The following is a 26,203-nucleotide window of genomic DNA, read 5'->3' as shown; positions in this document are numbered from 1 at the left end:
AAAAGGGAGAGTGGAAGAATGATCAGGGGAATTCGTGGTGCCACTACAGCAGATCGTGATAATGAAAAGGAAATTCTCCTTTCAACGGAAAGTCTCTTAAGGGAAATGATTTTACATAATAATATTAGAGCAGAAAATGTAGCATCCGTATTTATTTCTGCCACAGAGGACATTACCAGCGTATTTCCGGCTAAAGCATTAAGAGTATTTGAAGAATGGAAGTATGTTCCTGTTATGTGTATGCAAGAACTGGATGTACCTCACGGACTTTCTCTGTGCATCAGGGTGATGATCCATTATAATACATCCACACCCCAGAGTGACATTCAACATATCTATATGAAAAATGCGGTCAGCCTGCGCCCTGACTTAATAAAGAAATAGTAAAGCGGCCATATATGAAAACAAATGAAAGGAAGTTAAACATGAAGTGGAAATCCCAGATTCAAAATCTGAAAGCATACCAGCCTGGAAAAACGATGGATGATGTAAAAGAGCTATTCAATCTTGAGAAAGTAGTGAAGCTTGCATCAAATGAAAATCCATTTGGATGCTCTAAAAACGTTGAAACCTTTCTGAAAACGAACGCTTTCTCACACGCGATTTATCCTGATGGATATGCGAAGGGATTGCGTATGAAGCTGTCGGAGCATTTATCAGTCGAGCCCGGACAGTTACTGTTTGGGAACGGCTCTGATGAAGTTATAGAAATCATTTCAAGGGCTTTATTGGATGGAGGGAAAAGCACGGTGATGGCGACACCTACATTCCCTCAATATAAACATAATGCCATCGTTGAAGGTGCAGAAATCAGGGAGGTACCCCTGGATTCTGCTGGAAGGCATCAGTTGGATAAAATGCTTGAAGAAATTGATGATACCACTTCGATCGTCTGGTTATGTTCGCCTAATAATCCAACAGGGGAATATATCAGAAATGGGGAACTCGTTTCCTTCCTGGATGCTGTCCCTTCCCATGTCCTTGTCGTATTGGACGAGGCCTATTATGAATATGTAGTGGCTGAGGATTATTATGATTCACTCGAATTGTTGAAATCATACCCTCAATTAATGATTACGCGTACGTTTTCAAAGGCATACGGAATAGCAGGATTCAGAGTGGGGTTCGGTATTGGGAATAAAGAAGTGATCGGGAAACTGGAGCCGATCCGTGAACCTTTCAACAATAATGCACTCGCTCAAGGAGCAGCTTCAGCGGCAATTGAGGATCAGACCTTCATAGAGGAATGCAGGAGTCATAACCGGAAAGGACTCCAGCAGTATTACCGTTTCTGTGAGGAAAATGATCTCGACTATATCCCATCACAAGCGAATTTCGTATTGATTAACTTCGGCGTGAGTGGAGACGAGGTATTTCAATATTTAATGAGCAAGGGCTACATCGTCCGTTCGGGGGAAGCCTTAGGATACTCTCATTCTGTCAGGGTGACGGTAGGATCCCATGAACAAAATGAAGAAGTCATTGGCAGAATGAAGGAGTTTCTTGCCCTTCAAAAGCAAGTGTGACAGGAGGTCGGATGGACGTTAAGTCCCTTCCGGCTTTTTTTCAAATCAGATGATGGAGGGACAACAATGGATGGAACAGTGTTGATCATAGGGATGGGGTTGATTGGAGGGTCTCTTGCCCTCTGTATAAAAAAAGAACACCCAAATGCTAACATCATTGGTTATGATGTGAATCATAAAGAATTAAGATTGGGAAAATCTTTAGGGGTTATTGATGAGATGACTCTTTCTTTACAGTCTGCTGCCGAAAAAGCGGATCTCATCATTATCTCTACGCCTGTCTTTCAAACAGAAAAGATCATCTCACAATTTGAATTATTTTCACTGAAAGATACGGTGTTGATCACCGATACGGGAAGTACTAAAGAGCAAATCATGAAGTGCTCTGATATGCTGACCAAAAATGGGACTCAATTTATCGGAGGCCACCCAATGGCAGGATCTCATAAAAGTGGTGTAGCAGCTGCGAAAGAGATCTTATTTGAAAATGCATTCTACATGCTTACCCCAGGGTCGGGTGCTACTGAAGAAAATGTGGAGAAGCTTAAAGAATGGCTGAAAGGAACATATGCTAAATTTTTGATTGTAGAACCAAGGGAGCATGATGAATTAACCGGCATGATTAGTCACTTCCCCCATATTATTGCGGCTTCTCTGGTCCATCGGGCGAAGGTCTCTTCGTCTGGGCACCCTTATTTGAGAAGGCTTGCTGCAGGAGGTTTTCGCGATATTACCCGTATCGCTTCCTCCAACCCAACGATGTGGAAAGATATTACCATCCAGAACAGAATGGTTTTGCTTTCCCTCTTAGAAGAGTGGAAAGCAGAGATGAATGAGGTCGTTTCCCTCATAGAGATCAATGATCCACAAAAAATATTCGACTATTTTAATGATGCGAAGATATTCAGGGATGATCTCCCAATTTTAGAGAAAGGGGCCATTCCTTCATTCTATGATTTATTTGTGGATGTTCCCGATTATCCAGGGGTGATCTCGGAAGTGACCGGGTATCTTGCAGAGGAAAAGATAAGCTTGACGAATATCAGGATAATGGAAACGAGAGAAGATATTTACGGCGTTTTAGTGATCAGCTTTCAAACCTTGGAGGATAGGGAAAGAGCTTTATACTGTTTAAGGAAACAAACAAACTATGAATTATTCTTAGGATAAAGGGTGATACGGATGGAAGCGAAGAAAAGATTGTCAAATCCAAACAGTGGTCTGAATGGAGAGCTTCAAGTACCAGGGGATAAGTCGATTTCCCACCGCTCCATTATGTTTGGATCGGTTGCAGAAGGCAAAACGGTCATACATAATTTTCTTATGGGTGAAGATTGTTTAAGTACCATTTCCTGCTTTCGTAAATTAGGCGTTGAGATTGATGTTACGGAAGATAAAGTAATCGTTTATGGAAAGGGCTGGGATCAATTGACAGAGCCCGCTGAGATTCTTGATGTGGGAAATTCAGGGACCACGACCCGCCTTATTATGGGAATCCTGGCAGGAAGACCATTTCACTCGGTCCTTATAGGAGATTCCTCGATTGCAAAAAGGCCGATGAAGAGGGTGACAGAGCCACTAATGCAATTCGGTACAAAGATAGATGGCCGCTCTGAAGGTAATTTCACTCCACTGTCCATTAGGGGAGGTAACTTGCAAGGAATACATTATTCACTACCTGTTGCCAGTGCCCAGGTGAAATCCGCCCTCATACTGGCGGGACTTCAGGCTGAAGGAATGACTGAAATCGTCGAGCTCCAACAGACGAGAAACCATACAGAAAAGATGATTGTCGAGTTTGGTGGAACGATTGAGAAGCACGGAGACATCATTAAGGTAAAGGGAGGGCAAGTATTGAAAGGAACGGATGTCTATGTTCCGGGAGATATTTCCTCAGCTGCCTTTTTTATGGTTGCCGCAGCCATTGTTCCTGATAGTAGAGTACTGTTGAAAAATGTCGGTCTTAATGAAACCAGAATTGGGATTGTGGAAGTCATGAAGAAAATGGGAGTATCCATCGAGATTGTTGAGCACTCCAAAGAAGGGGAACCGATAGGGGATATTCTCGTTCAATCTTCGAATCTTTCAGGGATTGAAATCGGAGGGGACCTGATTCCTTCTTTAATCGATGAGATTCCCATTATCGCCCTTTTAGCCACACAAGCGAGTGGAAAGACCATAATCAAGGACGCTGAGGAGCTAAAAGTAAAGGAAACGAATCGAATTGATGCCATTGTGAAAGAGCTTGGAAAGCTTGGGGCAAGAATACATGGCACAGACGACGGGATGATCATTGAGGGTAAAACATCTTTACATGGTGGAGAAGTCCATTCGTGGGGAGATCACCGGATTGGAATGACCCTGGCAGTGGCTTCCCTGCTGACTGACTCTGATGTTTACTTGGAGGGTGCCGAGGCAGTGAAAGTCTCATATCCGAATTTCTTTGAACACATCCATCAACTGCACACAAAATAACCAGGTTATAGTAAATTGAGAGGTGACTGGACAGGACGTCCATTCGCCTCTCCTTTTTGTGAGTGACTGGCATGAATTCACCTTTTCCTTCATAGCTTGTCTATAAAGGAAGGTGATGACTGGTTGAGCACATATATCATTGAAAACGCAAATTGGGTAAAGGATACCAAACATACTCCCACTTCACTCTTGATTAAAGATGGAAGGATTTCAGCCATCAGGGATAGCTTTCAGTACTACAGGTATATGAAGGTGGATGTCTCACAGTTCGTGATGACCCCAGGGCATGTCATGTGTGATATAGATGTGCCAGAAGGAAGCGATTTTTCCTCTATAAAGAAATATTACCTTGACGAATTTATTAATAAAGGTTGTACGACGGTTTTAACGTCCTTTTCAATACGATACGAATATGAATTCCTGAAAAAATTAAATAAAAGGAAAACATCATTGCTCAACTGTCCCCTTGATTACACAATAGGGTTAAAAATAGCTGCGACCCTGATTACACCGAGTATCATACGATCATGTAAGCGGTATAAAGTTCCTGTCATTTGGATTGAGATGGACGATCCGGGTGTATTAAAAGACATTCCCTGGGGATGGATCAAAGGATTATTGTATGATTACCCTATTACTTTTGTCCCTTTTTTTACGACAAACATAGACAACAAAACCAAATTGAAGCATCTTAAAATATGGCAGAATTCGATGGAAAGCGAGAAAATTCCACATTTTCCTGATGAGATTCCACAAAAAACACCTCTGACTTTAGGTGTATTGAAGAAAATTGGAATATATCCCCTTAGAGGAAATTTTTTGGTTGGTGGAGAAATAAGTTATAACCTCTATATGAAACCCGAAGGTGAAACGGATAGTGAGCCATTATCATTTCATTATGATCATCATGTGCTAAAATGTACTATGAACAAAGGGAAGTATCAATATGTAAATAATAGAGGGAATTTTTATCCTGGAGCTGGTGAAGAACTGATCATTCAAACACCGGGATATTTTACTTAACTGAATACAAGCTTTTTTATAGAAAGGGAATGACCATGTCATACGCTGAACAAATGTTATCTTCCTTAGAAGAAGGAAATTTAGAAGAAGCAACGAAACAATATAATCAAGTGCTGAAGTTCGGAAGTCATGAAGAAAAATACAGTTTGGCAGAGGAATTACATCATTTAGGTTTTCTGGAGGAAGCAAAAGAGCTGTACGGGAATCTCCTGGAATATTATCCTGGAGAGGGTGAACTACTTATTGAGCTGGCGGAAGTGCTGGTGGAGATGGATAATGAAGAAGGAGCGATCGAGACGCTCGCAGAATTGGATGAAGAAGGCCCCGCCTATCCAAGGGCACTTCTCCTATTGGCTGATTTATACCAAATGCAGGGCTTGTTTGAAGTAAGCGAACAAAAGCTTCTTCAAGCCAAGAGGCTATTGCCCGATGAGCCTGTCATCGATTTCGGATTAGGGGAATTGTATTCTGAAACGGGAAGGTTCCTGGAAGCCATCAGGCATTATCAGTTCCTGATTCAGAAGGGAACGACCGAGCTTGGAGGAACCAATGTCCATCAGAGATTGGCCGAGGCCTTTAGTGTGGGAGGAGCATTTGAAGAGGCTTTAACGCATTATGAAAAGGCTCTTCAAGACCATCTTGAAATCAATACTCTTTTCGGCTATGCCTTTACAGCATATCAGGCTGGATACTATGAGAAAGCGATTGAAAAGTTCGTTTCCGTTAAGGAACTGGATCCGGAATACCATTCTGTGTATTTACTATTGGCCAAGTCGTATGAACGTGAAGAAAAGCTTCAAGAGAGCCTTGAAACCGTTCAAGAGGGAGTAAAGCAGGATGAATTTAACAAAGAACTGAATGTATTCGGAGGGAAGGTTTCCTTGAAACTGGGTCTTGAAAAAGAAGCAGAAGCATTTCTTCGGGAAGCATTGGCACTCGACCCCGGATATTTGGAGGCAGCCCTTATCATTAATAAATTATTCTTTACGCAGGACCGGTTTGACGATGTCCTGGAAATTGCCCGGATGCTGACGGTGGAGGGGGAGGAAGAGCCTCAGATCAATTGGGATCTTGCGAAGGCATATGAAGGGCTTGAACAATATAATCATGCATTAAAACAATACCGTATTGCATATACTTATTTTAAGAATCATCAAGAGTTTTTACTAGAGTTCGGACAATTTCTAGTAGAAGAAGGACTAAGGGGAGAAGCAGTAGAAGTATATAAATACCTGATTGAAATGGATCCTTCAAATGACGAATGGCAGGAACTGATTGAAAGATTACAAGACTGATCGACGTCGGTGGGGTTTAGGGATTGACTGGTGCGATTGATAAAAGGGCATCAGAGTTGTCAGGTTACTGAACTTTATGAAAAAAGGAATACGGACCTTATAAAAAGGATTCTGCAGAGGAGGGAAAACAATGACCACCCCTGTTTCTGTCAACGAGAAGAAAGAATTTATCCGCTGGTTTTTGAACCGATATCAATTAAAGCGAAGAGAATGTGTGTGGATCTTAAATTATTTAATGAGTCATGATCAATTAATGAAAAAGGTCCATTTTGTAGAAGAATCCCAGTACTGCCCAAGAGGATTGGTGATGTCGACCCATTGTGTCGAGGATGTCCCATTCCGTTTCTACAAAGAGAATATCATGACAACGGATGCAGAGAAGTCTTTTCATGATATCCGCCTGAACAAAGAGGAAGATATTTACATTCAACTTAACTTCAGTAAAGCAAATTCAAGTTATCAATTTGCAGCTGTACTGGAAGAAAACCCGTTTATGCCGAAATACTTACTCATCAATGAAAAAGACAGAATGGTAGCTGAGCAGTTCATGAAAGACAGTCTGCAGACATTTCAACGAGACCGTTTACTAAAGGCAATTGATCAAGCATTGGATACCGGGGACAAAATGGCCTTCAATAAATTGACCAAAGAATTGAATAGCCTTACCTGATAAGTCGAATGAAGAGAACCATTCTCTCTTCATTCGATTTTTTTATGTCTTTTATAGATAGTAAGATTAAGAATGGAGCATACTATTGACGAGGCTCTTTTCCCAGAGAAAGTTGTTTTAGGAAAGTATCTGCTAAAGCTTTGTCAACATTTCATGACAGTGCCCAATAGGGACAATAAACAATTGATTAACAAGATCTCTATTATAGAAGCAAATGTCGACCTTTCAACACTTTGAAAAATGCACGTTATTAAAACGAGTATAGGTACTTATATTGGTCTGTTTTCAGAAACTGACGCTACTCTGAAAGTGAGCAACTGGGATGGAAATCAACCGGCACTTTCCTCTTAAAAATATCAATGTTAATGAAAACAGCCTTAATGAAAAAGTGAAATCGCTTTAAAATGGATGATATAAAGTGATATGATGGGAAGTGGAAAATGAAAGAAAAAGTGAGGGCTATGCATGAATTGGAACGTAAAAGATATTGAAGTGTTTGAAGCAGAAAAAGCATACATAGATACGGCAGTCATTCCTGTTGTCCCTGTTGATTTCGGGAAGGACATAAGAGTCTCAGCAGCACAATCAGAATTTATCAATCTACTCACCATGCACCTTGAAAGGCAGTTTAAGGGAAGAATGATGATGACACCGTCATTTACATATCGAATGTCATCTTTGATGGATCACGTGGTATCGGGGTTAACCAAATGGGCAGAAGAGTTAAGCGAAAGCGGTGTGAAGCATATCTTCTTTTTAACCGCAGACAGCAGATGGAAAAAGGTCGAGGATGAACTCGGTGACCGTTTGATCTGGTTGCCATCCATTCCCCTTGAGAACCTGGACGAGCAATTCAAGCATTCGATCATGGAAGATCAGGTCAAGCAGTTGTTAAATGTGATTGTACAAAAATGGCAAAAAAATTCATAAAAACTTCACATTGTTTCCATCTTTTAGATTAGAGAGTTATTGACCTTGTATAGAGTTTAATATATCATAGTTATGTCCTAGTTTTATATTTGTGCGAAATATGTCCGACGGACTTACCTTACGATAGAGGGGGGAAAAGGATGAGCAAACATCGTGTATCTAGACGTCAATTCCTTAACTATACACTTACGGGTGTAGGTGGTTTCATGGCGGCGGGAATGTTAATGCCGATGGTTCGCTTTGCAGTGGATCCAGTGTTAAAAACGGAAGCTGCCGGAGATTTTAGAGCGACTAAGCAAAAGGTTTCAGAATTAACAAACGAACCAGTACGTGTCGATTTCTCTTATGAGCAAAAAGATGCGTGGTACACATCAGAAGTGACACAAACCGCTTGGGTTTATAAGAACAAAGAAGGCAAAATCATTGCTCTTTCACCGGTTTGTAAACACCTTGGTTGTACAGTGAACTGGAATGGGAATCCGGATCATAAAGAAATGTTCTATTGCCCATGTCATGGTGGAATGTACCACAAAAACGGTAAGAATGTACCCGGTACACCACCAACAGCACCGTTGGATTCGTATCCAACAAAAGAAAAAGACGGAATTCTTTATCTTGGAAAACCAGAACCAAATAAATTTGTTAAGTAAGGGGGGCGTAATCTGTGCTGAACAAAATCTATGATTGGGTTGACGAGCGTTTAGACATTACGCCTTTGTGGCGCGATATCGCGGATCACGAAGTACCTGAACATGTAAACCCTGCGCATCACTTTTCTGCGTTTGTTTACTGCTTCGGAGGGTTGACATTCTTCGTAACCGTAATCCAAATTCTATCTGGAATGTTCTTAACAATGTACTATGTTCCAGATATTAAAAACGCTTGGGAATCTGTGTATTATCTGCAAAATGAAGTTGCATTTGGACAAATTGTCCGTGGAATGCATCACTGGGGAGCTAGTTTGGTTATCGTAATGATGTTTTTACATACACTACGCGTCTTCTTCCAAGGTGCATACAAAAAACCTCGTGAATTGAACTGGGTTGTTGGGGTTCTTATTTTCTTCGTTATGTTAGGGCTTGGCTTCACCGGTTATTTACTGCCGTGGGATATGAAAGCGCTATTCGCGACGAAAGTAGGTCTTGAAATTGCAGGGGCGACTCCATTTATCGGAGATCAGGTGAAAATGTTATTAGCGGGTGATGCTCATATCGTTGGGGCTCAGACTCTGACTCGATTCTTCGCTATTCACGTATTCTTCCTGCCTGCTGCTCTACTTGGATTGATGGGAGCTCACTTCCTGATGATCCGTAAGCAAGGTATTTCTGGACCGCTATAAGTTATTAATTAACCTAATAAAAGGAGGGGGACACTATGCATCGAGGAAAAGGGATGAAGTTTGTAGGGGACTCCCGGGTTCCTGCAGACAGAAAGCCGAATATACCGAAAGACTATTCGGAGTTCCCTGGTAAAACAGAAGCTTTCTGGCCAAACTTCTTATTAAAAGAGTGGCTGGTAGGTGCTGTTTTCCTTATCGGTTATCTATGTTTAACGGTTGCTCATCCATCACCGTTAGAACGTATTGCCGATCCGACGGATACCGGATATATTCCATTACCTGACTGGTATTTCTTATTTTTATACCAATTACTTAAGTACACATATGCATCTGGACCTTATAATGTTATTGGAGCGTTCGTTATTCCTGGAATCGCATTTGGGGCACTTTTACTTGCACCATTCATTGATGTAGGACCTGAACGTCGTCCAACCAAACGTCCTTTTGCAGTAGGATTCATGTTATTGGCATTAGCAGCTACGTACTTCCTGACTTGGGAATCCGTTGCGACTCATGACTGGGATGCAGCGAAGGAACAAGGGAAGATCCGTGCTGAAGTGGATATCGATAAAGAATCTGAAGGCTACAAAATCTTTGCTGACCAGAAGAATGGCTGTATTAACTGTCATGGTGAGAATCTGCAAGGGGGAGCAGGTCCATCCTTAATTGGAACCGGCCTTGCACCTGAAGAAATTGCAAAGATCGCTAAAAACGGTAAGCCGCCTGGCATGCCAGCAGGTTTATTTAAAGGGACAGATGAAGAGTTGAAGAAACTATCTGAATTCATCTCTGGTTTAGAAGAATAATGTTTGAAAAAGGGCCGGCTTATGTTGGCCCTTTTTTTCTACTTGAAAGAGAGGCGCAGCACATGCTCTGGATCACGACTATTTTAAGAAATAAAACGTTTTTATGGTCGCTGCTTATTATAAACTTATTGGGGACGATTTACGGATACATATGGTATTTACCTCAACTGCGAAATACCCCTCCCCAATTTTTACTGTTTGTTCCTGACAGCCCGACAGCCAGCTTATTCTTTTGTTTTGTACTGATCGCATTTTTAATGAATCGTAACTGGCCGATTTTCGAAGTGCTTGCAATCATCACCCTGTTTAAATATGGGGTTTGGGCTGTCATCATGAACCTTTTAACACTTTGGGTCTCGGGTGATCTGCCATGGGAAGGATACATGTTGATGGCTTCCCACGGGGCAATGGCCGTTCAGGGAATTTTATATTCTTCTTTTTATCGGGTGAAATTGTGGCATATTGTGGTCGGAGCTGTATGGACAGTGCATAATGATATCATCGATTATGTATACATGCAGTTCCCTGTATACTCCAAACTATATATATATATTCAGAATATTGGATATTTTACATTTTGGCTAAGTATCGTGTCCATCGCAATTGCCTATTATTTCACTCAAAAAACGAATCGATCATTCATCCACTACAAGTTTGAATGATTTTAATGGTCTACTCTTGTCCGCATCCTCATAAACTTTATTAGTAGTTTTAGGGGGGACAAGTATGAAACTTATCCAATTTTTTATCACGCTTTTTTTATTTCTCATTTTAGTACCTCAACCACTAATCGCTATAGAATCGCCGTCTCCAATGAACGAGCTGGATGAAATATCGGATCAGGCCTTACAAATGACAAAGGCTGGCCGATATGAAGAAGCAAAACATCTATTAGTATATTTCTCGGATGAATTTGCTTCTTTGAGTGCACAACAGTCTTTTTCGATGGATGAGCTTAGAATTCTTACCATTTCACATAATTTGGCAGTGGAAAGCATCAACCAAACCTCTGCCGACTTGGAGCAGAAGGTGAATGCCGTTACAAAGTTCCGGTTGGTGATGGATGCTTTAAACAGCCAGCATCAGCCATTATGGGTTGAAATGGAAGACCCGATCATGGAAGCCTTCGATAGTGTGAAGGTTGCCGCGGAAAGTGGGAACACAAATGAGTACCATACGACATTGAATGTCTTTTTATCAAAATATAATATCATTCAACCGAGTATCAAATTAGATATACCAGTTGAACGAGCTCAATCACTGGATGCCAGAATCACTTACTTGGATCATTATCGCCAGGACGTGTTGGAAGGGGAAGAAACGATGAGTGAGTTGACCGCCTTGGAAACAGATCTCCAGAAGCTTTTTGAAAATATGACAGAGGATGAAGCCGATCCTTCCCTTTGGTGGGTCATCATTTCTACGGGCAGTATCATCGTTTCCACCTTATCTTATGTAGGTTGGAGAAAATATAAGGGTCAAAGTGAAGTGAAGAAGTCAGAGCGCCAAAAAAATTGACAGGGCTCTGATAGCGCTATAATATTTAAGTATCTAAACATCTGGAGGTTATCACGATAATGGCAGGATTTTTAATTTACTTTTTACTGATTGCTCTCATTCCGATTGGAGCTCAGATGCGAGTAAAGAGTACCTTTAAGAAATATTCAAGAGTAGCCACTACTTCTGGTATGACTGGAAGGGAAATGGCCAGAAGAATTCTGGACGAAAATGGTTTAACCAATGTGAAAGTAGTAGAAGGTAGAGGGTTTCTGAGTGATCACTACAATCCGTTGACTAAAACGGTTGCGCTGTCACCTGATAATTATCATGGTCATTCGGTAGCTGGAGCGGCAGTGGCTGCCCATGAAGTCGGTCATGCAATACAGGACGCTGAAAGCTATGCGTTTCTACGTTTCCGTCATGCCCTTGTTCCTGTAGCAAATATCGGATCGAATATGTCCTGGATCTTTCTTATGATCGGTATATTCACCCAATTATCCGGCATGTTTCTTCTCGGTATCATTTTGATGGCTGCAGGGGTTGTGTTCCAATTGATCACTCTTCCCGTTGAGTTTAATGCCTCTTCCCGGGCGATGAATCAAATTGTTTCCCTGGGATTGATCCGAAATGAAGAAGAGCGGCATGCCAGAAAAGTGCTTAACGCAGCAGCGATGACGTATGTAGCAGCTGCAGCAGTGGCCATCATTGAACTGCTAAGACTGATATTGATCTTTACAGGAATGAACGGTGACGATTAACAATACAAAAAAGCAGCGGGACTCAGCTGGAGTCCCGCTGCTTTTTATATGTGATGATTCTGTCTAGTCAAGGATAGGATTCTTATCTGCATCCAGTGTGAACCCTTCCCCGAGCACGTCGTGTACGACGGTGACTGAAACGAAGGCATGAGGATCGACGCTTGTGATGATATTTTTAAGGCGTACGATTTCATTTTTCCCAACTACGCAGTAAAGCACTTCCCGTTCCTGCTTCGTAAACGAACCATGGCCGCGCAGTACAGTTACTCCACGGTCCATTTTCTCATTAATGACACTGGCGATTTCTTCATGGCTTTCAGAGATGATCATGGCGCCCCTTGCTGAATAGGCCCCTTCCTGCATGAAATCGATGACCCTTGCCGCCACAAATACAGCCACCAGTGTGTACATTGCTTCCCGATATTCCAAATAGGTAATCAGAGAGACTCCAATGACGACAGCATCAAACATAAACATCGTTTTCCCCATGCTCCAGCCTATGTATTTATGGGCAAGTCTGGCGATAATATCGACGCCGCCTGTTGTACCGCCGAATCTGAAAATGATTCCAAGTCCAATTCCGATAAATACACCAGCAAACAAAGCAGCGAGAAATAGATCCCCTTCCAGGTCAATGGTCATTTGATACCGTTGGAAAATCCAGAGGAAAACGGAAAGAGCAACCGTTCCAATCACAGTATAATAGAATGCTTTCTTTCCGAGTAGCTTCCATCCAAGGAAAAATAGGGGTATATTTAAGGCAAGGTTGGAGTACGACGGGTCAATGTCGAATAAGAAATAAAGTATAAGAGTTATTCCCGTGAACCCACCTTCAGCCAGTTTATTTTGAATATTAAAGTGAACAAGACCAAAAGCAAATATAGCCGAACCCAATAAGATGAACAAAATATTTTTAATTCGTAATCCCAACATCTGTGATTCCCTCCTTTTATTAGTATTATCTCGTTGACAGAGACATTATATAAGAAGAAAAACAAACTGGCAATGAAGAGTTTGGGAATCAAACGTTATATTTGTCAAATGGGAAGGATTTAGCTAACATGATAGGAGATAATGAAGGAGTGAACCTTCTTATGGATAAGAACAAAACGATGAATCAATTACAAAAAGAAGTAGATCAATACATAAGCCAATTCAAAGAAGGATATTTCAGTCCATTGGCTATGGTAGCACGTCTCACAGAGGAACTTGGTGAATTAGCGAGAGAAGTGAACCATCATCATGGCGAAAAACCTAAAAAAAGGACAGAAGAAGAAAATACAGTTGAGGAAGAGTTGGGGGATCTATTGTTTGTGGTCATTTGTTTGGCTAATTCCCTGGATATCAGCCTGGAAGAAGCACACAATCGGGTGATGTACAAGTTTAATACAAGAGATAAAGATCGTTGGACCAGAATCGAAAGTGGGGATGAAGATGGAACAAATTAACGTCACGATCGCAGGACCCAGAGGAAGAATGGGAAAAGAAGCGGTTCAATTGGTGAAGGACACAGAGCACTTTACGCTCATTAGTGTGATTGATCACAAAAAAGATGTGGATCTGGATGTACCGGTATATGCAGATATCCAAACGTGCTTTCAGGATCGTGTGCCACATGTATTAATCGACTTAACGACGCCTGAAGTCGGGTACCACCATACAAAAACAGCACTGGAATACGGGGTGAGACCCGTGGTCGGTACGACGGGATTTTCCCAGGAGGAACTACAGGAACTGAAGGTACTGTCTGAATCGAAATCCACAGGATGTATCATTGCCCCCAACTTTGCGATTGGAGCCGTACTTATGATGAAATTCTCTCAAATGGCTGCGAAATATTTCGATGATGTAGAGATCATTGAACTCCATCACGATCAAAAATTGGACGCACCATCAGGGACGGCATTGAAAACGGCGGAAATGATCAGAGAAGTGAGGGAAACAAAGAAGCAGGGGCATCCTAATGAGAAAGAAACACATTCAGGTGCAAGGGGAGCAGATGTAGATGGGATGCATATTCACAGTATTCGACTTCCTGGCCTCATTGCTCATCAGCAGGTAATGTTAGGAGCTGAGGGGCAAACATTGACGATTCGACATGATTCCTTTAATCGTGGAAGCTTCATGTCTGGGGTCAAGGTTTCTGTCGAGACTGTCATGAAACTCGACACATTAGTATACGGGCTTGAAAATATATTAGACTAAAGGGTGAGTGTTATGAATATTGCGTTGATTGCTCATGATAAAAAAAAAGATGATCTCATTAGATTTGTACTGGCATATAAGTCAGTCATAGAAAAACACTCTCTTTTTGCAACAGGGACGACGGGAAAAAGAATCGGTGAAGAAACGGGTTTACCCATCCATCGCTTTCGATCAGGCCCACTTGGTGGAGATCAGGAGATAGGGTCCTATATTGCGAATAATAAAATGGACCTTATCCTCTTTTTCAGGGATCCCCTGACGGCTCAGCCCCATGAACCTGACGTCTCGGCTCTGATCAGGCTTTGTGACGTGTATGCTGTTCCACTCGCAACAAATATGGGTACTGCTGAAGTGCTGGTAAGAGGTCTCGACAGAGGGGACATTGAGTGGCGAAGTGTAGTCAGGGACAAGGAGGAATAATGTGGAACAACAAGTAGACATTCTTGCGTTCGGGGCACATGCCGACGATGTGGAAATCGGAATGGGGGGAACTCTGGCGAAATTTGCTGCTGAAGGAAAGAAGATTGTGATATGTGACATAACAGAGGCAGAGCTATCTTCCAATGGAACGGTTTCTATACGCAAAGAAGAAGCTTTGAGGGCAGCGGACATACTAGGGGCAATGAAAAGGGTCACCCTCGATGTACCGGATCGGGGAATATACATAACAGACGAAATCATTCAAAAAATCGTTAGCGTGATCAGATTATATAAACCGAAAGCAATTTTCGCTCCCTATGATCAAGATCGCCATCCTGATCATGGAAATGCTTCCAGGTTGGTGAAAGAAGCTTTTTTCTCTGCGGGGATCAGGAAATTCCACTCGAGCAGTCCAGTACATAAAGCCGCGCACCTTTATTTTTATATGATCAACGGGTTCCACAAACCTCAATTTGTGGTAGATATCGAACCCTTTATGCAGGTGAAGGTTGACAGCTTACAAGCATATGGCAGCCAATTCACCCGAGGAACAGATGGTGTGTCCACCCCTTTAACGGAAGGATATATCGAAGCGGTCGAAGCAAGGGAGAGAATGATGGGGAAAGATGCCGGACTGCGCTATGCAGAAGGGTTCTTTTCCTATAATACCCTTATCTTGCATCAAGATTTGTTAGGAGATTAATTGTATGAAGAAGTTGAAAATAGGAATAACCTGCTATCCAACAGTTGGTGGCTCTGGCGTCGTGGCAACTGAGTTGGGTAAATTATTGGCTGAGAAAGGTCATGAAATACACTTTATAACCTCGAGCATACCGTTCAGATTGAACAAGATGTATCACAATATCTATTTTCATCAAGTGGAAGTGAGTCAATATTCTGTGTTTCAATACCCCCCATATGATCTGGCACTGGCGAATAAAATGGCGGAGATAACCGAGCGTGAGAATCTTGACATCCTGCATGTTCATTACGCCATACCCCATGCTGTCTGTGCCATTTTGGGGAAACAAATGTCCGGAAAAGACGTGAAGATCGTCACCACGCTGCACGGAACCGATATTACGGTCCTTGGGTATGATCCATCTTTGACAGGTGCCATTCGTTTCGGTATTGAAAAGTCGGATGTCGTGACGGCGGTTTCTTCCGCTCTGGTGAAACAAACCTATGATTTGATTCAGCCTGATAAAGAGATTAAAACGGTTTATAATTTTATTGATGAGAGAGTATATAAGGCAGTGGATTCCCGTCATCTGAGGAATGAGTATGGAATAAAGGATCATGAAAAGGTCATGATCCACGTATCAAACTTCCGAGGGGTGAAGAGGGTGCAGGACGTCGTCGCTTCCTTCAACCTAATCCACAGAGAGATCCCATCCAAGCTGCTCCTTGTAGGGGACGGACCTGAAATGACGCTCATATGCAAACAGGTAAGAGAGCTTGGGTTAGAAGGGCGCGTCTTATTCCTTGGGAAGCAGGATAACCTTGAAGAGCTCTATTCAATCAGTGATATTAAACTATTACTTTCAGAAAAAGAGAGCTTCGGTCTTGTTGCCCTCGAAGCAATGGCATGTGGTGTTCCAAGCATCGGAACGAATGTCGGGGGAATCCCGGAAGTGATTGAGGATGGGTACAACGGCTTTATATGTGAAGTCGGAAACGTCAAACAAGTTGCCTTGAAGGCACTGCAATTACTGAAGGATGAAAAGCTTCACAGAAAGCTTTCGAAAAATGCCCTTCAAACAGCACGTACGAAATTCCATTCCAGTAAAATAGTCGAACAATATGAACAAATCTACAAGGATCTTTTGTGAAGAGTCCAGTTTTCCTATATAGGATCCAAGTAAAGCAGGTGTTATGAATGTTACCAACCATATTTCAGCAAGCGGTACCCGTTTTAAGAAAACTTGAAAAAGCTGGCTACGAAGCTTACTTCGTAGGTGGCTCTGTCAGGGACTATATCCTTGGAAGGGCAATCAATGATGTAGATATCGCTACTTCTGCTTACCCACAAGAAGTTAAGGGGATTTTCCAAAAGACGTTTGATGTCGGCATCGACCATGGAACGATCCTCGTAATGGATGAAGGAAAAGAATATGAAATCACCACATTTAGAACCGAATCTGCCTATGCTGATTATAGAAGGCCTGATAAAGTGGAATTTATCCGTTCGCTTGAAGAGGACCTGAAGCGACGGGATTTCACTATGAACAGCATGGCTATGGACCGGGACGGAATTGTGAAGGATCCTTTTAATGGAAAAGAAGACATACATAACAGGTTGATCCGAACTGTAGGCTCACCAGAATTGAGGTTTTCTGAGGATGCTTTGCGCATGATGAGGGCTGTCCGCTTTGTCAGTCAATTAGGGTTTGGGCTCGAGCCTTCTACATTAAGTGCCTTAAAGGAACATTCGAAACTGCTTGAGCATATAGCAGTTGAAAGAAAAACGATGGAATTCGAGAAGATCCTTCAGGGGAAATGGAAGCAAGAAGGGCTGAACCTTCTTGTCCATACCAACCTGTATCAGGAGCTCCCTAATCTAAGCAGATACAGTGAGCAGCTTAAATATTCAGCCAATCGTTCTGGTTTGGACAAGTTAAATAAAAATCAAACGTGGTTACTTCTGTTAACTCATTTCGTGGAGGACGATATAGAGGGGTTTCTGAAAGATTGGAGACTTCCCACTAAAATGATCAGGGCACGTTCCAAAGAGCTTGAAATATTAAAGGAAAGGGAAGTATCAGGATGGACTAAGACCCTACTTTATCGAGCAGGCCTTGAAGCAGCAGTAAATGTTGAAAAGGTATATGGATGCTTGAAAGAGTCATCGGATTTTTCTGAGGAAAAAGTAATGGAACAATACCATAAACTTGCCATTTCCTCCAGACATGAGCTCGATGTAACAGGTACAGACTTAATGACATGGACTGACAAAAAGGGAGGTCCATGGATAAAAGAGTTATTGTCTGATATTGAATCGGCTATCATAAATGAAACGATCACAAATGAAAAAGAAGTGATAAGGAGGTGGCTGAAAACATGCAATCGACTATAAGGAAGAAAGTCCTTCAAGCGCTATTTGAATCGGATCAGGAATTTTTATCAGGTCAAGCTCTTGCTGATATTGCTGGGTGTTCAAGGACTGCAATCTGGAAACATATTGAAGAACTTCGAAAAGAAGGGTTCGTATTGGAAGCTGTAAGGAAAAAAGGATATAGAATTATAGAAACGCCTGATAGCGTTACAGAAAGTAAAATACGTTTAGGCCTGCAGACTAAAACATTAGGAACTGTAATCCATTACGAAGAATCCGTTCCAAGTACCCAACGGATCGCTCATACTCTAGCCAGTGATGGGGCAGAAGAGGGCACGTTGGTGATAGCAGACGAACAGACTGCTGGAAGAGGCAGGTTGATGAGAGAATGGCACTCGTCAAAAGGTACCGGAATTTGGATGAGTTTAATATTGAAGCCGCATCTGCCGCCTCAAAAAGCCCCTCAATTCACACTGATTGCAGCTGTGGCTGTTGTCCAGGCAATCGAAGAAGTGTCTGATCTGCATCCCCAGATCAAATGGCCTAATGATATCCTCATTGATGGAAAGAAAGTGACGGGGATCCTGACGGAATTGCAGGCAGAATCGGATAAAATAAACTCGATCATCATCGGAATCGGTATGAATGTCAATCAGACAAAGGAACATTTCCCTGATGAGATTCAAAAGATCGCAACCTCCCTTTCTATCGAGGAAGGAAAGACCTTATCAAGATCTGCTATAGTTCAAAGACTGCTCGAGCGTATAGAGTCGTTGTATTCACTTTACATGAATGAAGGCTTCACCCCAATCAAGCTCTTATGGGAGAGCTATGCCATCAGTATCGGAAAGAAGATCCGGGCAAGAACCATTAATGGAACCATTGAAGGCAGGGCACTCGGAATTACGGATGAAGGAGTGTTGAAGATCGAAGATTCCGGTGGTACCATCCATCAGATTTACTCTGCAGATATTGAAGTGAATGTATAAGTTTGGTAGGGAAGGGGTGTAAAACCGATTCTTCCATCCCATCTTTTTATGGTATAATTTAAATTGGGCAGTATCCTTGGAACTGCACCTGTAAAAACATAGATTCAGCATTTAATACTATTTCTGCCTTGATCCATTGTGGACTGGGACAGAGGGTCGAAACAATGATATCAAACACTTATGATCCTTCTGTCATTTATTCAGGAGGTTTTTTTAGTTTCAGTATGAAAGTGCTTTCATTTCGTTTCGTCACCTCTGACTGAAAAGAAGGAGGATAACATGAAACAAACAACAGATTTTCTTAAGATGAAGAATGAAAAGGTAAAGGTTTCCATGGTTACAGCTTATGATTATCCAAGTGCCAAATTTGCTGAAGAAGCGGGAATTGATGTCATTCTTGTGGGTGACAGCCTTGGGATGGTCGTTTTAGGTTATGACTCCACAGTACCCGTTACGGTCGATGATATGATTCATCATACCAAAGCTGTAAAAAGAGGGGCAAAAAACACGTTTATCGTGACTGATATGCCGTTTATGTCGTACCACTTGTCAAGGGAAGAAACCCTGAAAACTGCTGCAGACATACTTCAACAGGGAGGGGCTCACGCGGTAAAGATCGAGGGGAGCGAACACGTCATCGATCGAATAAAGGATCTTACAAGTGCGGGTATTCCTGTTGTCGCTCATTTAGGATTGACTCCTCAATCAGTAGGAGTACTCGGGGGATATAAAGTGCAGGGGAAGACGGCAGACGCTGCAAAGAAATTGATCGAAGATAGCATAAAGTGTGAACAGGCTGGGGCATTTGCCCTCGTGTTGGAATGTGTACCTAAGCAAATCGCAAAGGAGATATCAGAAACGTTGATGATTCCTACGATTGGCATAGGGGCCGGTATAGATACTGATGGTCAGGTTTTGGTCTTCCATGACCTTGTCACCTATGGTGTGAACCGTGTGCCTAAGTTTGTCAAACAATATGGTAATGCATCTGAAGTCATTCATAACAGCCTAAAGAACTATATAGAAGAAGTGAAGGGTAAGCGTTTCCCAACGGATGAACATTCCTTTACCATGCGGGATGAAGAACTTCATTCTCTCTATGGCGGGTTGAAGAAATGAACGTTATAAAAAATAGTAGTGATTTGCGATTGAATATAGAACAATTGAAAACCAGGGGTACCACAATTGGTTTCGTCCCTACAATGGGGTATCTTCATGAGGGGCATTTGACACTGGCTAAAGAAGCAAGGGAAAACAATGAAATCGTTGTGATGAGTATCTTTGTGAATCCCCTGCAGTTTGGACCAAACGAAGATTTTGACCATTATCCCCGTGATGTTGATAGAGATACAGAGTTAGCAAGGATGGCAGGAGTCGATATCCTTTTCATTCCTGAAGCGTCAGACGTTTACAGGGGGAAGCAGTCAGTGACTATGAGCGTAAAAGAGCGCGTAGATGTACTGTGCGGTCGGAAGAGGGAAGGTCATTTTGATGGAGTGGTAACCGTCCTGACAAAATTGTTTCATCTCGTGCAGCCTACCAGAGCCTATTTCGGACAGAAAGATGCCCAGCAAGTGGCGGTCGTAGAGGGCCTTGTAAGTGATTATTTTTTTCCACTGGAAATCGTCAGTGTCCCTACCGTTCGGGAAGAGGATGGACTAGCCAAGAGCTCTAGAAATGTCTATCTATCTCATGAAGAAAGAGTAGAAGCCCCTTTTCTCTACCGAAGTTTGAAAGAAGCAAGGGAGAGTATTGAATTAGGAGAGCGAAACCCGTCTGTCATTACAGGGGAAATTTCAGTTGACATACAAGAACATACTTCTGGCACGATCGATTATGTGGAAGTGTATTCCTATCCGGAGCTTGAAAAGCTGGATAGACTGAAAGGTGACATCATCTTAGCCATCGCTGTCCAATTTCAACAAGCCAGGTTGATAGATAATATAATCATCAGTGTAGAATCAAAGGAGGATTCAAATGTTTAGAACGATGATGAGCGGAAAAATTCATAGAGCGACTGTAACGGAAGCGAATCTTGATTACGTGGGGAGCATTACCATCGATCAGGATATTCTAGATGTAGTCGGAATGATGGCAAATGAAAAAGTTCAGATTGTCAATAACAATAATGGTGCCCGCCTCGAGACCTATATCATACCGGGGGAGAGAGGAAGCGGCGTCATTTGTTTGAACGGAGCGGCTGCAAGACTCGTACAGAAAGGTGATATCGTCATCATCATTTCGTATAAATTGGTCGCTGAAGAAATGGTTCATGACCATATTCCGAAAGTGGCAATCATGGGAGAAAATAACCGTGTGATTGACATGATCGGAACAGAACCGGAAGCGACAATACTATAAGAGAAGGGCAAGTCTTCTATTTTGGAATAGGAGACTTGCTTTTTTGTTTATGGTACACTTATTTAGAAAATCATAAGAGTAGGATCTATATAAAGGCAGTGAATAACATGTACCCATTTAAATTGGTTGTCATCGACTTAGAAACAACAGGAAATTCTCCAAAAAAGGGAGAAAAAATCATTCAACTATCAGCGGTCATTATTGAAAGTGGAAAGATCATTGATCAATTCACGTCATTTGTATCACCTGGAAAACCCATTCCTGCGTTTATTGAGGAATTAACGGGGATCAATGATGAAATGGTGAAGGATGCGCCAGCCTTTCATGAAATTGCACCAAAAATTCTTGAATTATTGGATCATGGTATCTTTGTGGCTCATAATGTTCAATTTGACCTTTCATTTCTTCAGGCGGAATTAGAAGAAGCGGGGTACAACCCATTTAAGGGACCTGCCTTTGATACTGTGGAATTAGCGAAGGTGGCATTGCCATCCGCGGACAGCTTTAAACTGACGGAGCTTTCCAATTCATTGGAGTTAAGCCATGTAAGGCCGCATCAGGCTGACAGTGATGCTTATGTGACAGCTGAAATTCTTCTTTATTTTATCCAGGAACTTTCAAAGCTCCCATTGGTCACCCTGGAAAAGCTTCACAAGCTTTCGAAACATTTAAAGAGTGATCTTGATTTATTGTTTGACAGCATTATAACAGAGAAACAAAAACATATAGAGGACCTTTCAGATGAATTAGAGGTTTATCGTGGTATAGCCCTGAGAAAGAAAAATCACTCGGTGACCCCCAATCAAGATCTTCATTTTCATGAGACTGATATAGAGAAGCACCTTGCACAACATGTACCCCTCTACGAAAAGAGAGAGCAGCAAATGGAAATGATGAATGAGATCACGCGTGCATTTCATGAATCGAAGCATGTGGTCATCGAAGCAGGCACCGGGGTTGGAAAGTCACTTGGTTATTTGTGGCCGGCAGTCATGTTTGCCAAGAGTACCCATGAAAAAGTGGTAATCAGTACATATACCATTCAATTACAAGAGCAATTACTCCATAAAGAAATTAAATTATTGGAGAAAATCAGCCCGACCCCTTTCAAAACCGTTCTCTTGAAGGGGAAGAATCATTACATAAACCTGTTCAAATTCGAGCAGTCCCTAAGGGAAGGCGAGTCCCAATACGATGTGGTCCTGACAAAGATGCAGATTCTCGTATGGCTGACACGTACCGAGTCCGGGGACTTGGATGAATTGAACCTTACTTCTGGGGGACAGTTATTCTGGAATCGTTTAAAACACGATGGCTGGCACCTGGCCCATACGAAGGATCCATGGATCGGGAAGGATTTCTACCTTTCTGCGCGAAAAAATGCACAGGAAGCAGATATCATCATCACGAATCACTCGATGCTTTTATCGGATATGGTGAGAGAAAACAGCATGCTACCCCCTTATGAGTACTTAGTGATCGATGAAGCTCATCATCTGGAAAAGTCGGCACGACAACACCTTGGGGTAGTCATGGATTATCTCTCCATTAAGTTTAGCACGTCACAATTAGGGACACTTGACCACAAACAACTTTTTTACCGCCTGGATCAGCTTCTAACCAGTCACTCGGTTGATTTGAATTTACATTCCTTTGAAGTGGATTCGAAAATCGGACAATTTTATATGGACTTGGAAGAAGCCATTTCTGTATTGACAAGTGTTTTCTATAAGAAGTCCAAAAAGAGAACGGGCATACAAAAGATCCAGCTGCGCATTACAGATGAAATGAAAAAGAGCAGTTATTGGCAGCCTGTCGTTATGTCGATGGAACGTGTGATTTCAGGAATGAAATTTGTAGAAGGAGAGTTCCAACAGGTACTGGAAGCCATCAAGGAAAAGAAAATCAAGCTCCTTGATAAAGAAAAGGCACTGATTGAAGAATTTTACAGTTTTTTGGTGGATTGGACAGAGTTGAGGACGAATTTTCAAACGGTATTTTTGAAGGAAATGAACAACCACGTTCTCTGGCTTGATGGGGACACAAGGTCATTGCCCAATAGTCTTTCTATCCAAGCACAGCCCATTACCGTCGATCGTAATCTCCAGGACGAGATTTTCGCCAAAAAGAAAAGTGTAGTGCTGACGTCCGCGACCTTGACTGTCAGCGGATCTTTCCAATATTTCTTGAATGAAATAGGACTTATCGACAATGGTGTGAAAAAGCTGCAGCTTACCTCCCCATTTGACTATAATGAGGTTTCCAGACTTTTTGTTCCTACTGATGTACCTGAAATTCAGCAGGTTCACAACGAAGAATACATTGAGGCAATCAGCTCTCATTTAATAGGGGTGGCTCAGGCGACAAAAGGCAGAATGCTCATATTATTCACCTCTTACGATATGTTAAGGAAAACGTATGAGCTCATGAAAGAAAGTGGTTTGTTGGAAGAATATGTGTTGATGGCACAGGGTATTACTTCAGGGAGCCGCACACGGTTGACAAAGAACTTCCAACGCTTCGATAAGGCAATTCTATTTGGTACGAGCAGTTTCTGGGAAGGGGTGGACATTCCGGGAGAGGACCTGTCCTGTCTTGCCATGGTAAGACTCCCGTTTTCCCCGCCGGATGATCCGGTCAATCAGGCGAAATCAGATATCCTCAAAGCACAGGGGAAGAATCCCTTTTCTTCACACTCTTTACCTGAAGCCATCATTCGCTTTAAGCAGGGGGTGGGAAGGCTGATCAGGAGAAGCAGTGATCGTGGTATCGTAATTGTGTACGACCGTAGAGTCATGACTACAAGATATGGAAAAGCTTTCATACAGTCGATTCCTTCTATGGAAGTCAAAGAAGGAGACATGTTTGATTTGGTCTCTTTGATTGATGATTGGCTTTGAATCCATTGAAATGTCAGTGATAAAATCTCTTCTTTAACACAACCTAGAGAGTAGATGTGAAACTGGAGGATTGTTAATGAGAGTGATTCTATCGGTAATGCTGTTATTTCTCCTGATCATTTCAAATGCCTATGGAATGAAAGTCCCCAAGGTTAACTTACATGTGTCACAAGATGAGTATGCGATTAGCTTTCTCCCAGTTCAAAAAGGGGAGGTCGCTGTTCTTCATTTGGCTTCGGGGGACCATTATATGATCAATACAGGATCATTTAAAGACCGTAATCAACTTTATTATTATTTCAATCAACTTCATATTGATAACATAAAGGGTTTGATCATCACAGAGAAAAGTGAAGTGGATGAGAGAATGATTGCAGAATTGGTGGAAAAGTTCAGCATAGAAGAAATCGTGGTGGGGAAATCCCTGGAACCTGATATGCCCACGCTGGTTTCCCGCATCGTTCATCCCGTTCAAGAGGATCAGACCTACACTTTTTCTGATGAATTATCCATGAGAGTTGTACATGACGGAAATGAGAGAAGAGAAGGGTTAGACTTTTCCATCACCTTTTTTCACCATCGTTTTCTCTGGATGAGTTCTCAGTCATCACATTCTGAAGGGGTGTTACTATCGAAATCCCTAAAAAATGTCAACATCGTTAAAATACCGGTTCATTCAAAATCAGAGAGCATGTCTCAGCGCCTCCTTGAGCATGTTGATCCACAAACCGCTATCCTTTATCGCTCTAAAGAAAGGCTTCTTAATGGAGATATGCTGGAAGCGATCAATGAAGAGTGGATCGATCTTTACTTAACAGGTCAACATGGGTTGATTGCAGTGAAGTTCAACAAGAGAAACTATGAGGTGCTCACATTTGATCAGGGAGATGGAGTGTTCAAGGAAGAAGAGTAAAAGAAAGGTTTTTTAGATTGCTTTTTTTGAACAAGTTTATTTGGATTTGTCAATCGAGTGGAGGGAAATGCTTCACTTGCAGCCAGCCTACGGGGAGCCTCCTCAGCACTTTTTAGAACGAGGAAGGCTCAATTCACCCTCCGCGGAAAAGCGGGCACTGGAGTGGAATTCCATCGATTCTCGCTAATTGAAAGCAACAAAGTTTGCGAAACAGCCATACGAAAAGAAGTCTGCCAGTTCGGCCCTCTCTGTGTGAAATCACGATCGTTTTTATGATAACCCCCTACCATGGTGGCCACTTATGTTGTTATAATATGTGTAGAGTTTCTTACTCTTAAGTAAGGAAATAGATAAAAGGAGGAACAACATGGAAAGCCGCATTGAAATTCTTTCCACCGTTCGTATTGAATATACGGATAACTTATATAAAGTGGTTGATACACTAAATAGAACATTAAAAAAAGATGATTATATGTTTGGTTTAGCTTTAGATCCGGAAGATCAAAATCAAGCAGTATTAACAATTTATCGTACATAAAGAGTGATTGTAATGAAAAAATGGATAACCATTATCGTATTATTGTTCATCGTCATTGGAATAACCGCGTCAGTCATATTGTATCAGGTTTCCCGGAATCCCCTCGATCGACAGGCAGACCAGGCCTTAAAGCGAGTGCAAGACGAAACAGAAATCGTTAAAGTGGATAACACGAGCTTTTATCATGGATCCAAGTCCTATGTGGTTGTAACGGGGGAAAATGAACAAAATGAAAAGCTGGTTGCGTGGATACCAGACAAGAAAGGAAAAATAATTGAGAAAAAATGGGCTGATGGTATTACAAAAGATCAGGCGATCAATAAACTAAAGGATGAAAAGAAGCCGAAAGAATTATTATCTGTACGCCTAGGATACGAATCTGTCGGACCGGTATGGGAATTGACCTACTTGGATCAACAAGACAATTTAAATTATTATTATCTGCTGTTTTCTACTGGAGAATGGTGGAGGAAAATTGAAAATTTATGATCAGGGGGAAA

At 41.9% G+C, this 26,203-nt stretch carries 29 protein-coding genes; 28 read left to right on the top strand and 1 reads right to left on the bottom strand.

Annotated features, from left to right (window positions below; all coding sequences use genetic code 11):
* The first annotated feature begins 18 nt into the window (after nucleotides 1-18).
* From aroH to BAA9072_RS03425, 14 genes are all read left to right on the top strand, one after another.
* Nucleotides 19-384 (top strand): chorismate mutase, encoded by a 366-nt coding sequence (gene aroH / locus BAA9072_RS03490; RefSeq protein ID WP_201713318.1) that lies wholly within the window; start codon nucleotides 19-21, stop codon nucleotides 382-384.
* A gap of 41 nt (nucleotides 385-425) precedes the next feature.
* Complete coding sequence (hisC, locus tag BAA9072_RS03485) at nucleotides 426-1,526, top strand: histidinol-phosphate transaminase (protein WP_201713317.1); 1,101 nt, start codon at nucleotides 426-428, stop codon at nucleotides 1,524-1,526.
* 66 nt (nucleotides 1,527-1,592) lie between these two features.
* A complete protein-coding gene (locus BAA9072_RS03480) occupies nucleotides 1,593-2,696 on the top strand; it encodes a prephenate dehydrogenase (RefSeq protein WP_201713316.1) in 1,104 nt (367 codons plus the stop codon).
* A gap of 12 nt (nucleotides 2,697-2,708) precedes the next feature.
* The gene (gene aroA, locus BAA9072_RS03475) at nucleotides 2,709-4,001 is read left to right on the top strand and encodes a 3-phosphoshikimate 1-carboxyvinyltransferase (RefSeq protein ID WP_201713315.1); all 1,293 of its coding nucleotides are present in this window, start codon (nucleotides 2,709-2,711) and stop codon (nucleotides 3,999-4,001) included.
* A gap of 123 nt (nucleotides 4,002-4,124) precedes the next feature.
* A complete protein-coding gene (locus BAA9072_RS03470) occupies nucleotides 4,125-5,024 on the top strand; it encodes an amidohydrolase family protein (protein WP_201713314.1) in 900 nt (299 codons plus the stop codon).
* 35 nt (nucleotides 5,025-5,059) lie between these two features.
* Nucleotides 5,060-6,319 (top strand): tetratricopeptide repeat protein, encoded by a 1,260-nt coding sequence (locus BAA9072_RS03465; protein ID WP_201713313.1) that lies wholly within the window; start codon nucleotides 5,060-5,062, stop codon nucleotides 6,317-6,319.
* A 130-nt stretch (nucleotides 6,320-6,449) separates the two neighbouring features.
* Nucleotides 6,450-6,989, top strand: a complete 540-nt coding sequence (locus BAA9072_RS03460) for a ReoY family proteolytic degradation factor (protein ID WP_201713312.1) — start codon at nucleotides 6,450-6,452, stop codon at nucleotides 6,987-6,989.
* 465 nt (nucleotides 6,990-7,454) lie between these two features.
* Entirely contained in the window at nucleotides 7,455-7,919 is a 465-nt protein-coding gene (locus BAA9072_RS03455; protein ID WP_201713311.1) for a YpiF family protein, read from the top strand.
* 140 nt (nucleotides 7,920-8,059) lie between these two features.
* A complete protein-coding gene (locus BAA9072_RS03450) occupies nucleotides 8,060-8,569 on the top strand; it encodes a QcrA and Rieske domain-containing protein (RefSeq protein ID WP_201713310.1) in 510 nt (169 codons plus the stop codon).
* A gap of 14 nt (nucleotides 8,570-8,583) precedes the next feature.
* Nucleotides 8,584-9,258, top strand: coding sequence for a menaquinol-cytochrome c reductase cytochrome b subunit (gene qcrB / locus BAA9072_RS03445; protein WP_032087896.1), 675 nt, complete (start codon nucleotides 8,584-8,586; stop codon nucleotides 9,256-9,258).
* Between the two features lie 35 nt (nucleotides 9,259-9,293).
* Nucleotides 9,294-10,064: a menaquinol-cytochrome c reductase cytochrome b/c subunit gene (locus tag BAA9072_RS03440; RefSeq protein ID WP_201713309.1), complete on the top strand. Its 771-nt coding sequence runs from the start codon at nucleotides 9,294-9,296 to the stop codon at nucleotides 10,062-10,064.
* A gap of 62 nt (nucleotides 10,065-10,126) precedes the next feature.
* Nucleotides 10,127-10,726 carry a lipoprotein heptaprenylglyceryl N-acetyltransferase LhaT gene (gene lhaT, locus BAA9072_RS03435; RefSeq protein WP_201713308.1) on the top strand — a complete coding sequence of 200 codons (600 nt, stop codon included), beginning with the start codon at nucleotides 10,127-10,129 and terminating at the stop codon, nucleotides 10,724-10,726.
* 64 nt (nucleotides 10,727-10,790) lie between these two features.
* A complete protein-coding gene (gene ypjB / locus BAA9072_RS03430) occupies nucleotides 10,791-11,582 on the top strand; it encodes a sporulation protein YpjB (RefSeq protein ID WP_201713307.1) in 792 nt (263 codons plus the stop codon).
* A gap of 59 nt (nucleotides 11,583-11,641) precedes the next feature.
* Entirely contained in the window at nucleotides 11,642-12,322 is a 681-nt protein-coding gene (locus tag BAA9072_RS03425; protein WP_201713306.1) for a zinc metallopeptidase, read from the top strand.
* A 63-nt stretch (nucleotides 12,323-12,385) separates the two neighbouring features.
* Here BAA9072_RS03425 and BAA9072_RS03420 read toward each other — a convergent pair whose 3' ends face one another.
* Complete coding sequence (locus BAA9072_RS03420; protein ID WP_201713305.1) at nucleotides 12,386-13,255, bottom strand: YitT family protein; 870 nt, start codon at nucleotides 13,253-13,255, stop codon at nucleotides 12,386-12,388.
* Nucleotides 13,256-13,356: 101 nt separating this feature from the next.
* Between BAA9072_RS03420 and BAA9072_RS03415 the strand changes: the two genes are divergently transcribed.
* From BAA9072_RS03415 to BAA9072_RS03350, 14 genes are all read left to right on the top strand, one after another.
* A complete protein-coding gene (locus BAA9072_RS03415) occupies nucleotides 13,357-13,770 on the top strand; it encodes a nucleotide pyrophosphohydrolase (RefSeq protein ID WP_230980746.1) in 414 nt (137 codons plus the stop codon).
* Complete coding sequence (dapB, locus tag BAA9072_RS03410) at nucleotides 13,757-14,527, top strand: 4-hydroxy-tetrahydrodipicolinate reductase (protein WP_201713303.1); 771 nt, start codon at nucleotides 13,757-13,759, stop codon at nucleotides 14,525-14,527. The genes BAA9072_RS03415 and dapB overlap by 14 nt, the downstream gene beginning before the upstream one ends.
* A gap of 12 nt (nucleotides 14,528-14,539) precedes the next feature.
* Nucleotides 14,540-14,947 (top strand): methylglyoxal synthase, encoded by a 408-nt coding sequence (gene mgsA / locus BAA9072_RS03405; RefSeq protein WP_201713302.1) that lies wholly within the window; start codon nucleotides 14,540-14,542, stop codon nucleotides 14,945-14,947.
* Between the two features lies 1 nt (nucleotide 14,948).
* Nucleotides 14,949-15,650, top strand: a complete 702-nt coding sequence (gene bshB1, locus BAA9072_RS03400) for a bacillithiol biosynthesis deacetylase BshB1 (protein ID WP_201713301.1) — start codon at nucleotides 14,949-14,951, stop codon at nucleotides 15,648-15,650.
* Between the two features lie 4 nt (nucleotides 15,651-15,654).
* A complete protein-coding gene (gene bshA, locus BAA9072_RS03395) occupies nucleotides 15,655-16,779 on the top strand; it encodes an N-acetyl-alpha-D-glucosaminyl L-malate synthase BshA (RefSeq protein ID WP_201713300.1) in 1,125 nt (374 codons plus the stop codon).
* Between the two features lie 47 nt (nucleotides 16,780-16,826).
* Nucleotides 16,827-18,023 carry a CCA tRNA nucleotidyltransferase gene (locus BAA9072_RS03390; RefSeq protein WP_201713299.1) on the top strand — a complete coding sequence of 399 codons (1,197 nt, stop codon included), beginning with the start codon at nucleotides 16,827-16,829 and terminating at the stop codon, nucleotides 18,021-18,023.
* Nucleotides 18,008-18,991, top strand: a complete 984-nt coding sequence (locus tag BAA9072_RS03385; protein WP_201713298.1) for a biotin--[acetyl-CoA-carboxylase] ligase — start codon at nucleotides 18,008-18,010, stop codon at nucleotides 18,989-18,991. The genes BAA9072_RS03390 and BAA9072_RS03385 overlap by 16 nt, the downstream gene beginning before the upstream one ends.
* A gap of 279 nt (nucleotides 18,992-19,270) precedes the next feature.
* Nucleotides 19,271-20,110, top strand: a complete 840-nt coding sequence (gene panB / locus BAA9072_RS03380) for a 3-methyl-2-oxobutanoate hydroxymethyltransferase (protein WP_201713297.1) — start codon at nucleotides 19,271-19,273, stop codon at nucleotides 20,108-20,110.
* Entirely contained in the window at nucleotides 20,107-20,976 is an 870-nt protein-coding gene (panC, locus tag BAA9072_RS03375) for a pantoate--beta-alanine ligase (protein WP_201713296.1), read from the top strand. The genes panB and panC overlap by 4 nt, the downstream gene beginning before the upstream one ends.
* The gene (panD, locus tag BAA9072_RS03370) at nucleotides 20,969-21,352 is read left to right on the top strand and encodes an aspartate 1-decarboxylase (RefSeq protein ID WP_201713295.1); all 384 of its coding nucleotides are present in this window, start codon (nucleotides 20,969-20,971) and stop codon (nucleotides 21,350-21,352) included. Before panC ends, panD begins: the two co-directional genes overlap by 8 nt.
* A 107-nt stretch (nucleotides 21,353-21,459) precedes the next feature.
* Nucleotides 21,460-24,252, top strand: coding sequence for an ATP-dependent DNA helicase DinG (gene dinG, locus BAA9072_RS03365; RefSeq protein ID WP_201713294.1), 2,793 nt, complete (start codon nucleotides 21,460-21,462; stop codon nucleotides 24,250-24,252).
* A gap of 76 nt (nucleotides 24,253-24,328) precedes the next feature.
* Nucleotides 24,329-25,165 carry a hypothetical protein gene (locus tag BAA9072_RS03360; protein WP_201713293.1) on the top strand — a complete coding sequence of 279 codons (837 nt, stop codon included), beginning with the start codon at nucleotides 24,329-24,331 and terminating at the stop codon, nucleotides 25,163-25,165.
* Between the two features lie 367 nt (nucleotides 25,166-25,532).
* Nucleotides 25,533-25,703: a YpmA family protein gene (locus BAA9072_RS03355; protein WP_082051082.1), complete on the top strand. Its 171-nt coding sequence runs from the start codon at nucleotides 25,533-25,535 to the stop codon at nucleotides 25,701-25,703.
* A 12-nt stretch (nucleotides 25,704-25,715) separates the two neighbouring features.
* Complete coding sequence (locus BAA9072_RS03350) at nucleotides 25,716-26,192, top strand: cell wall elongation regulator TseB-like domain-containing protein (protein WP_201713292.1); 477 nt, start codon at nucleotides 25,716-25,718, stop codon at nucleotides 26,190-26,192.
* Nucleotides 26,193-26,203 lie beyond the last annotated feature (11 nt).

The organism is Rossellomorea arthrocnemi (genome assembly GCF_904424705.1).
GTDB classification, from domain to species: Bacteria; Bacillota; Bacilli; order Bacillales; family Bacillaceae_B; genus Rossellomorea; species Rossellomorea arthrocnemi.
This window is presented reverse-complemented; position numbering and strand designations above follow the sequence as displayed.

Excerpts from the sequence above, each read along its gene's own strand:
- BAA9072_RS03385 (WP_201713298.1), top strand. The coding sequence starts at position 18,008 with ATGCAATCGACTATAAGGAAGAAAGTCCTTCAAGCGCTATTTGAATCG.
- BAA9072_RS03440 (WP_201713309.1), top strand. The coding sequence starts at position 9,294 with ATGCATCGAGGAAAAGGGATGAAGTTTGTAGGGGACTCCCGGGTTCCT.
- mgsA (WP_201713302.1), top strand. The coding sequence starts at position 14,540 with ATGAATATTGCGTTGATTGCTCATGATAAAAAAAAAGATGATCTCATT.
- ypjB (WP_201713307.1), top strand. The coding sequence starts at position 10,791 with ATGAAACTTATCCAATTTTTTATCACGCTTTTTTTATTTCTCATTTTA.
- dapB (WP_201713303.1), top strand. The coding sequence starts at position 13,757 with ATGGAACAAATTAACGTCACGATCGCAGGACCCAGAGGAAGAATGGGA.
- BAA9072_RS03425 (WP_201713306.1), top strand. The coding sequence starts at position 11,642 with ATGGCAGGATTTTTAATTTACTTTTTACTGATTGCTCTCATTCCGATT.
- lhaT (WP_201713308.1), top strand. The coding sequence starts at position 10,127 with ATGCTCTGGATCACGACTATTTTAAGAAATAAAACGTTTTTATGGTCG.
- BAA9072_RS03480 (WP_201713316.1), top strand. The coding sequence starts at position 1,593 with ATGGATGGAACAGTGTTGATCATAGGGATGGGGTTGATTGGAGGGTCT.
- hisC (WP_201713317.1), top strand. The coding sequence starts at position 426 with ATGAAGTGGAAATCCCAGATTCAAAATCTGAAAGCATACCAGCCTGGA.
- dinG (WP_201713294.1), top strand. The coding sequence starts at position 21,460 with ATGTACCCATTTAAATTGGTTGTCATCGACTTAGAAACAACAGGAAAT.
- panC (WP_201713296.1), top strand. The coding sequence starts at position 20,107 with ATGAACGTTATAAAAAATAGTAGTGATTTGCGATTGAATATAGAACAA.
- BAA9072_RS03460 (WP_201713312.1), top strand. The coding sequence starts at position 6,450 with ATGACCACCCCTGTTTCTGTCAACGAGAAGAAAGAATTTATCCGCTGG.
- BAA9072_RS03465 (WP_201713313.1), top strand. The coding sequence starts at position 5,060 with ATGTCATACGCTGAACAAATGTTATCTTCCTTAGAAGAAGGAAATTTA.
- BAA9072_RS03355 (WP_082051082.1), top strand. The coding sequence starts at position 25,533 with ATGGAAAGCCGCATTGAAATTCTTTCCACCGTTCGTATTGAATATACG.
- BAA9072_RS03350 (WP_201713292.1), top strand. The coding sequence starts at position 25,716 with ATGAAAAAATGGATAACCATTATCGTATTATTGTTCATCGTCATTGGA.
- aroH (WP_201713318.1), top strand. The coding sequence starts at position 19 with ATGATCAGGGGAATTCGTGGTGCCACTACAGCAGATCGTGATAATGAA.
- BAA9072_RS03420 (WP_201713305.1), bottom strand. The coding sequence starts at position 13,255 with ATGTTGGGATTACGAATTAAAAATATTTTGTTCATCTTATTGGGTTCG.
- panB (WP_201713297.1), top strand. The coding sequence starts at position 19,271 with ATGAAACAAACAACAGATTTTCTTAAGATGAAGAATGAAAAGGTAAAG.
- BAA9072_RS03455 (WP_201713311.1), top strand. The coding sequence starts at position 7,455 with ATGAATTGGAACGTAAAAGATATTGAAGTGTTTGAAGCAGAAAAAGCA.
- BAA9072_RS03450 (WP_201713310.1), top strand. The coding sequence starts at position 8,060 with ATGAGCAAACATCGTGTATCTAGACGTCAATTCCTTAACTATACACTT.
- panD (WP_201713295.1), top strand. The coding sequence starts at position 20,969 with ATGTTTAGAACGATGATGAGCGGAAAAATTCATAGAGCGACTGTAACG.
- BAA9072_RS03360 (WP_201713293.1), top strand. The coding sequence starts at position 24,329 with ATGAGAGTGATTCTATCGGTAATGCTGTTATTTCTCCTGATCATTTCA.
- bshA (WP_201713300.1), top strand. The coding sequence starts at position 15,655 with ATGAAGAAGTTGAAAATAGGAATAACCTGCTATCCAACAGTTGGTGGC.
- BAA9072_RS03390 (WP_201713299.1), top strand. The coding sequence starts at position 16,827 with ATGTTACCAACCATATTTCAGCAAGCGGTACCCGTTTTAAGAAAACTT.
- aroA (WP_201713315.1), top strand. The coding sequence starts at position 2,709 with ATGGAAGCGAAGAAAAGATTGTCAAATCCAAACAGTGGTCTGAATGGA.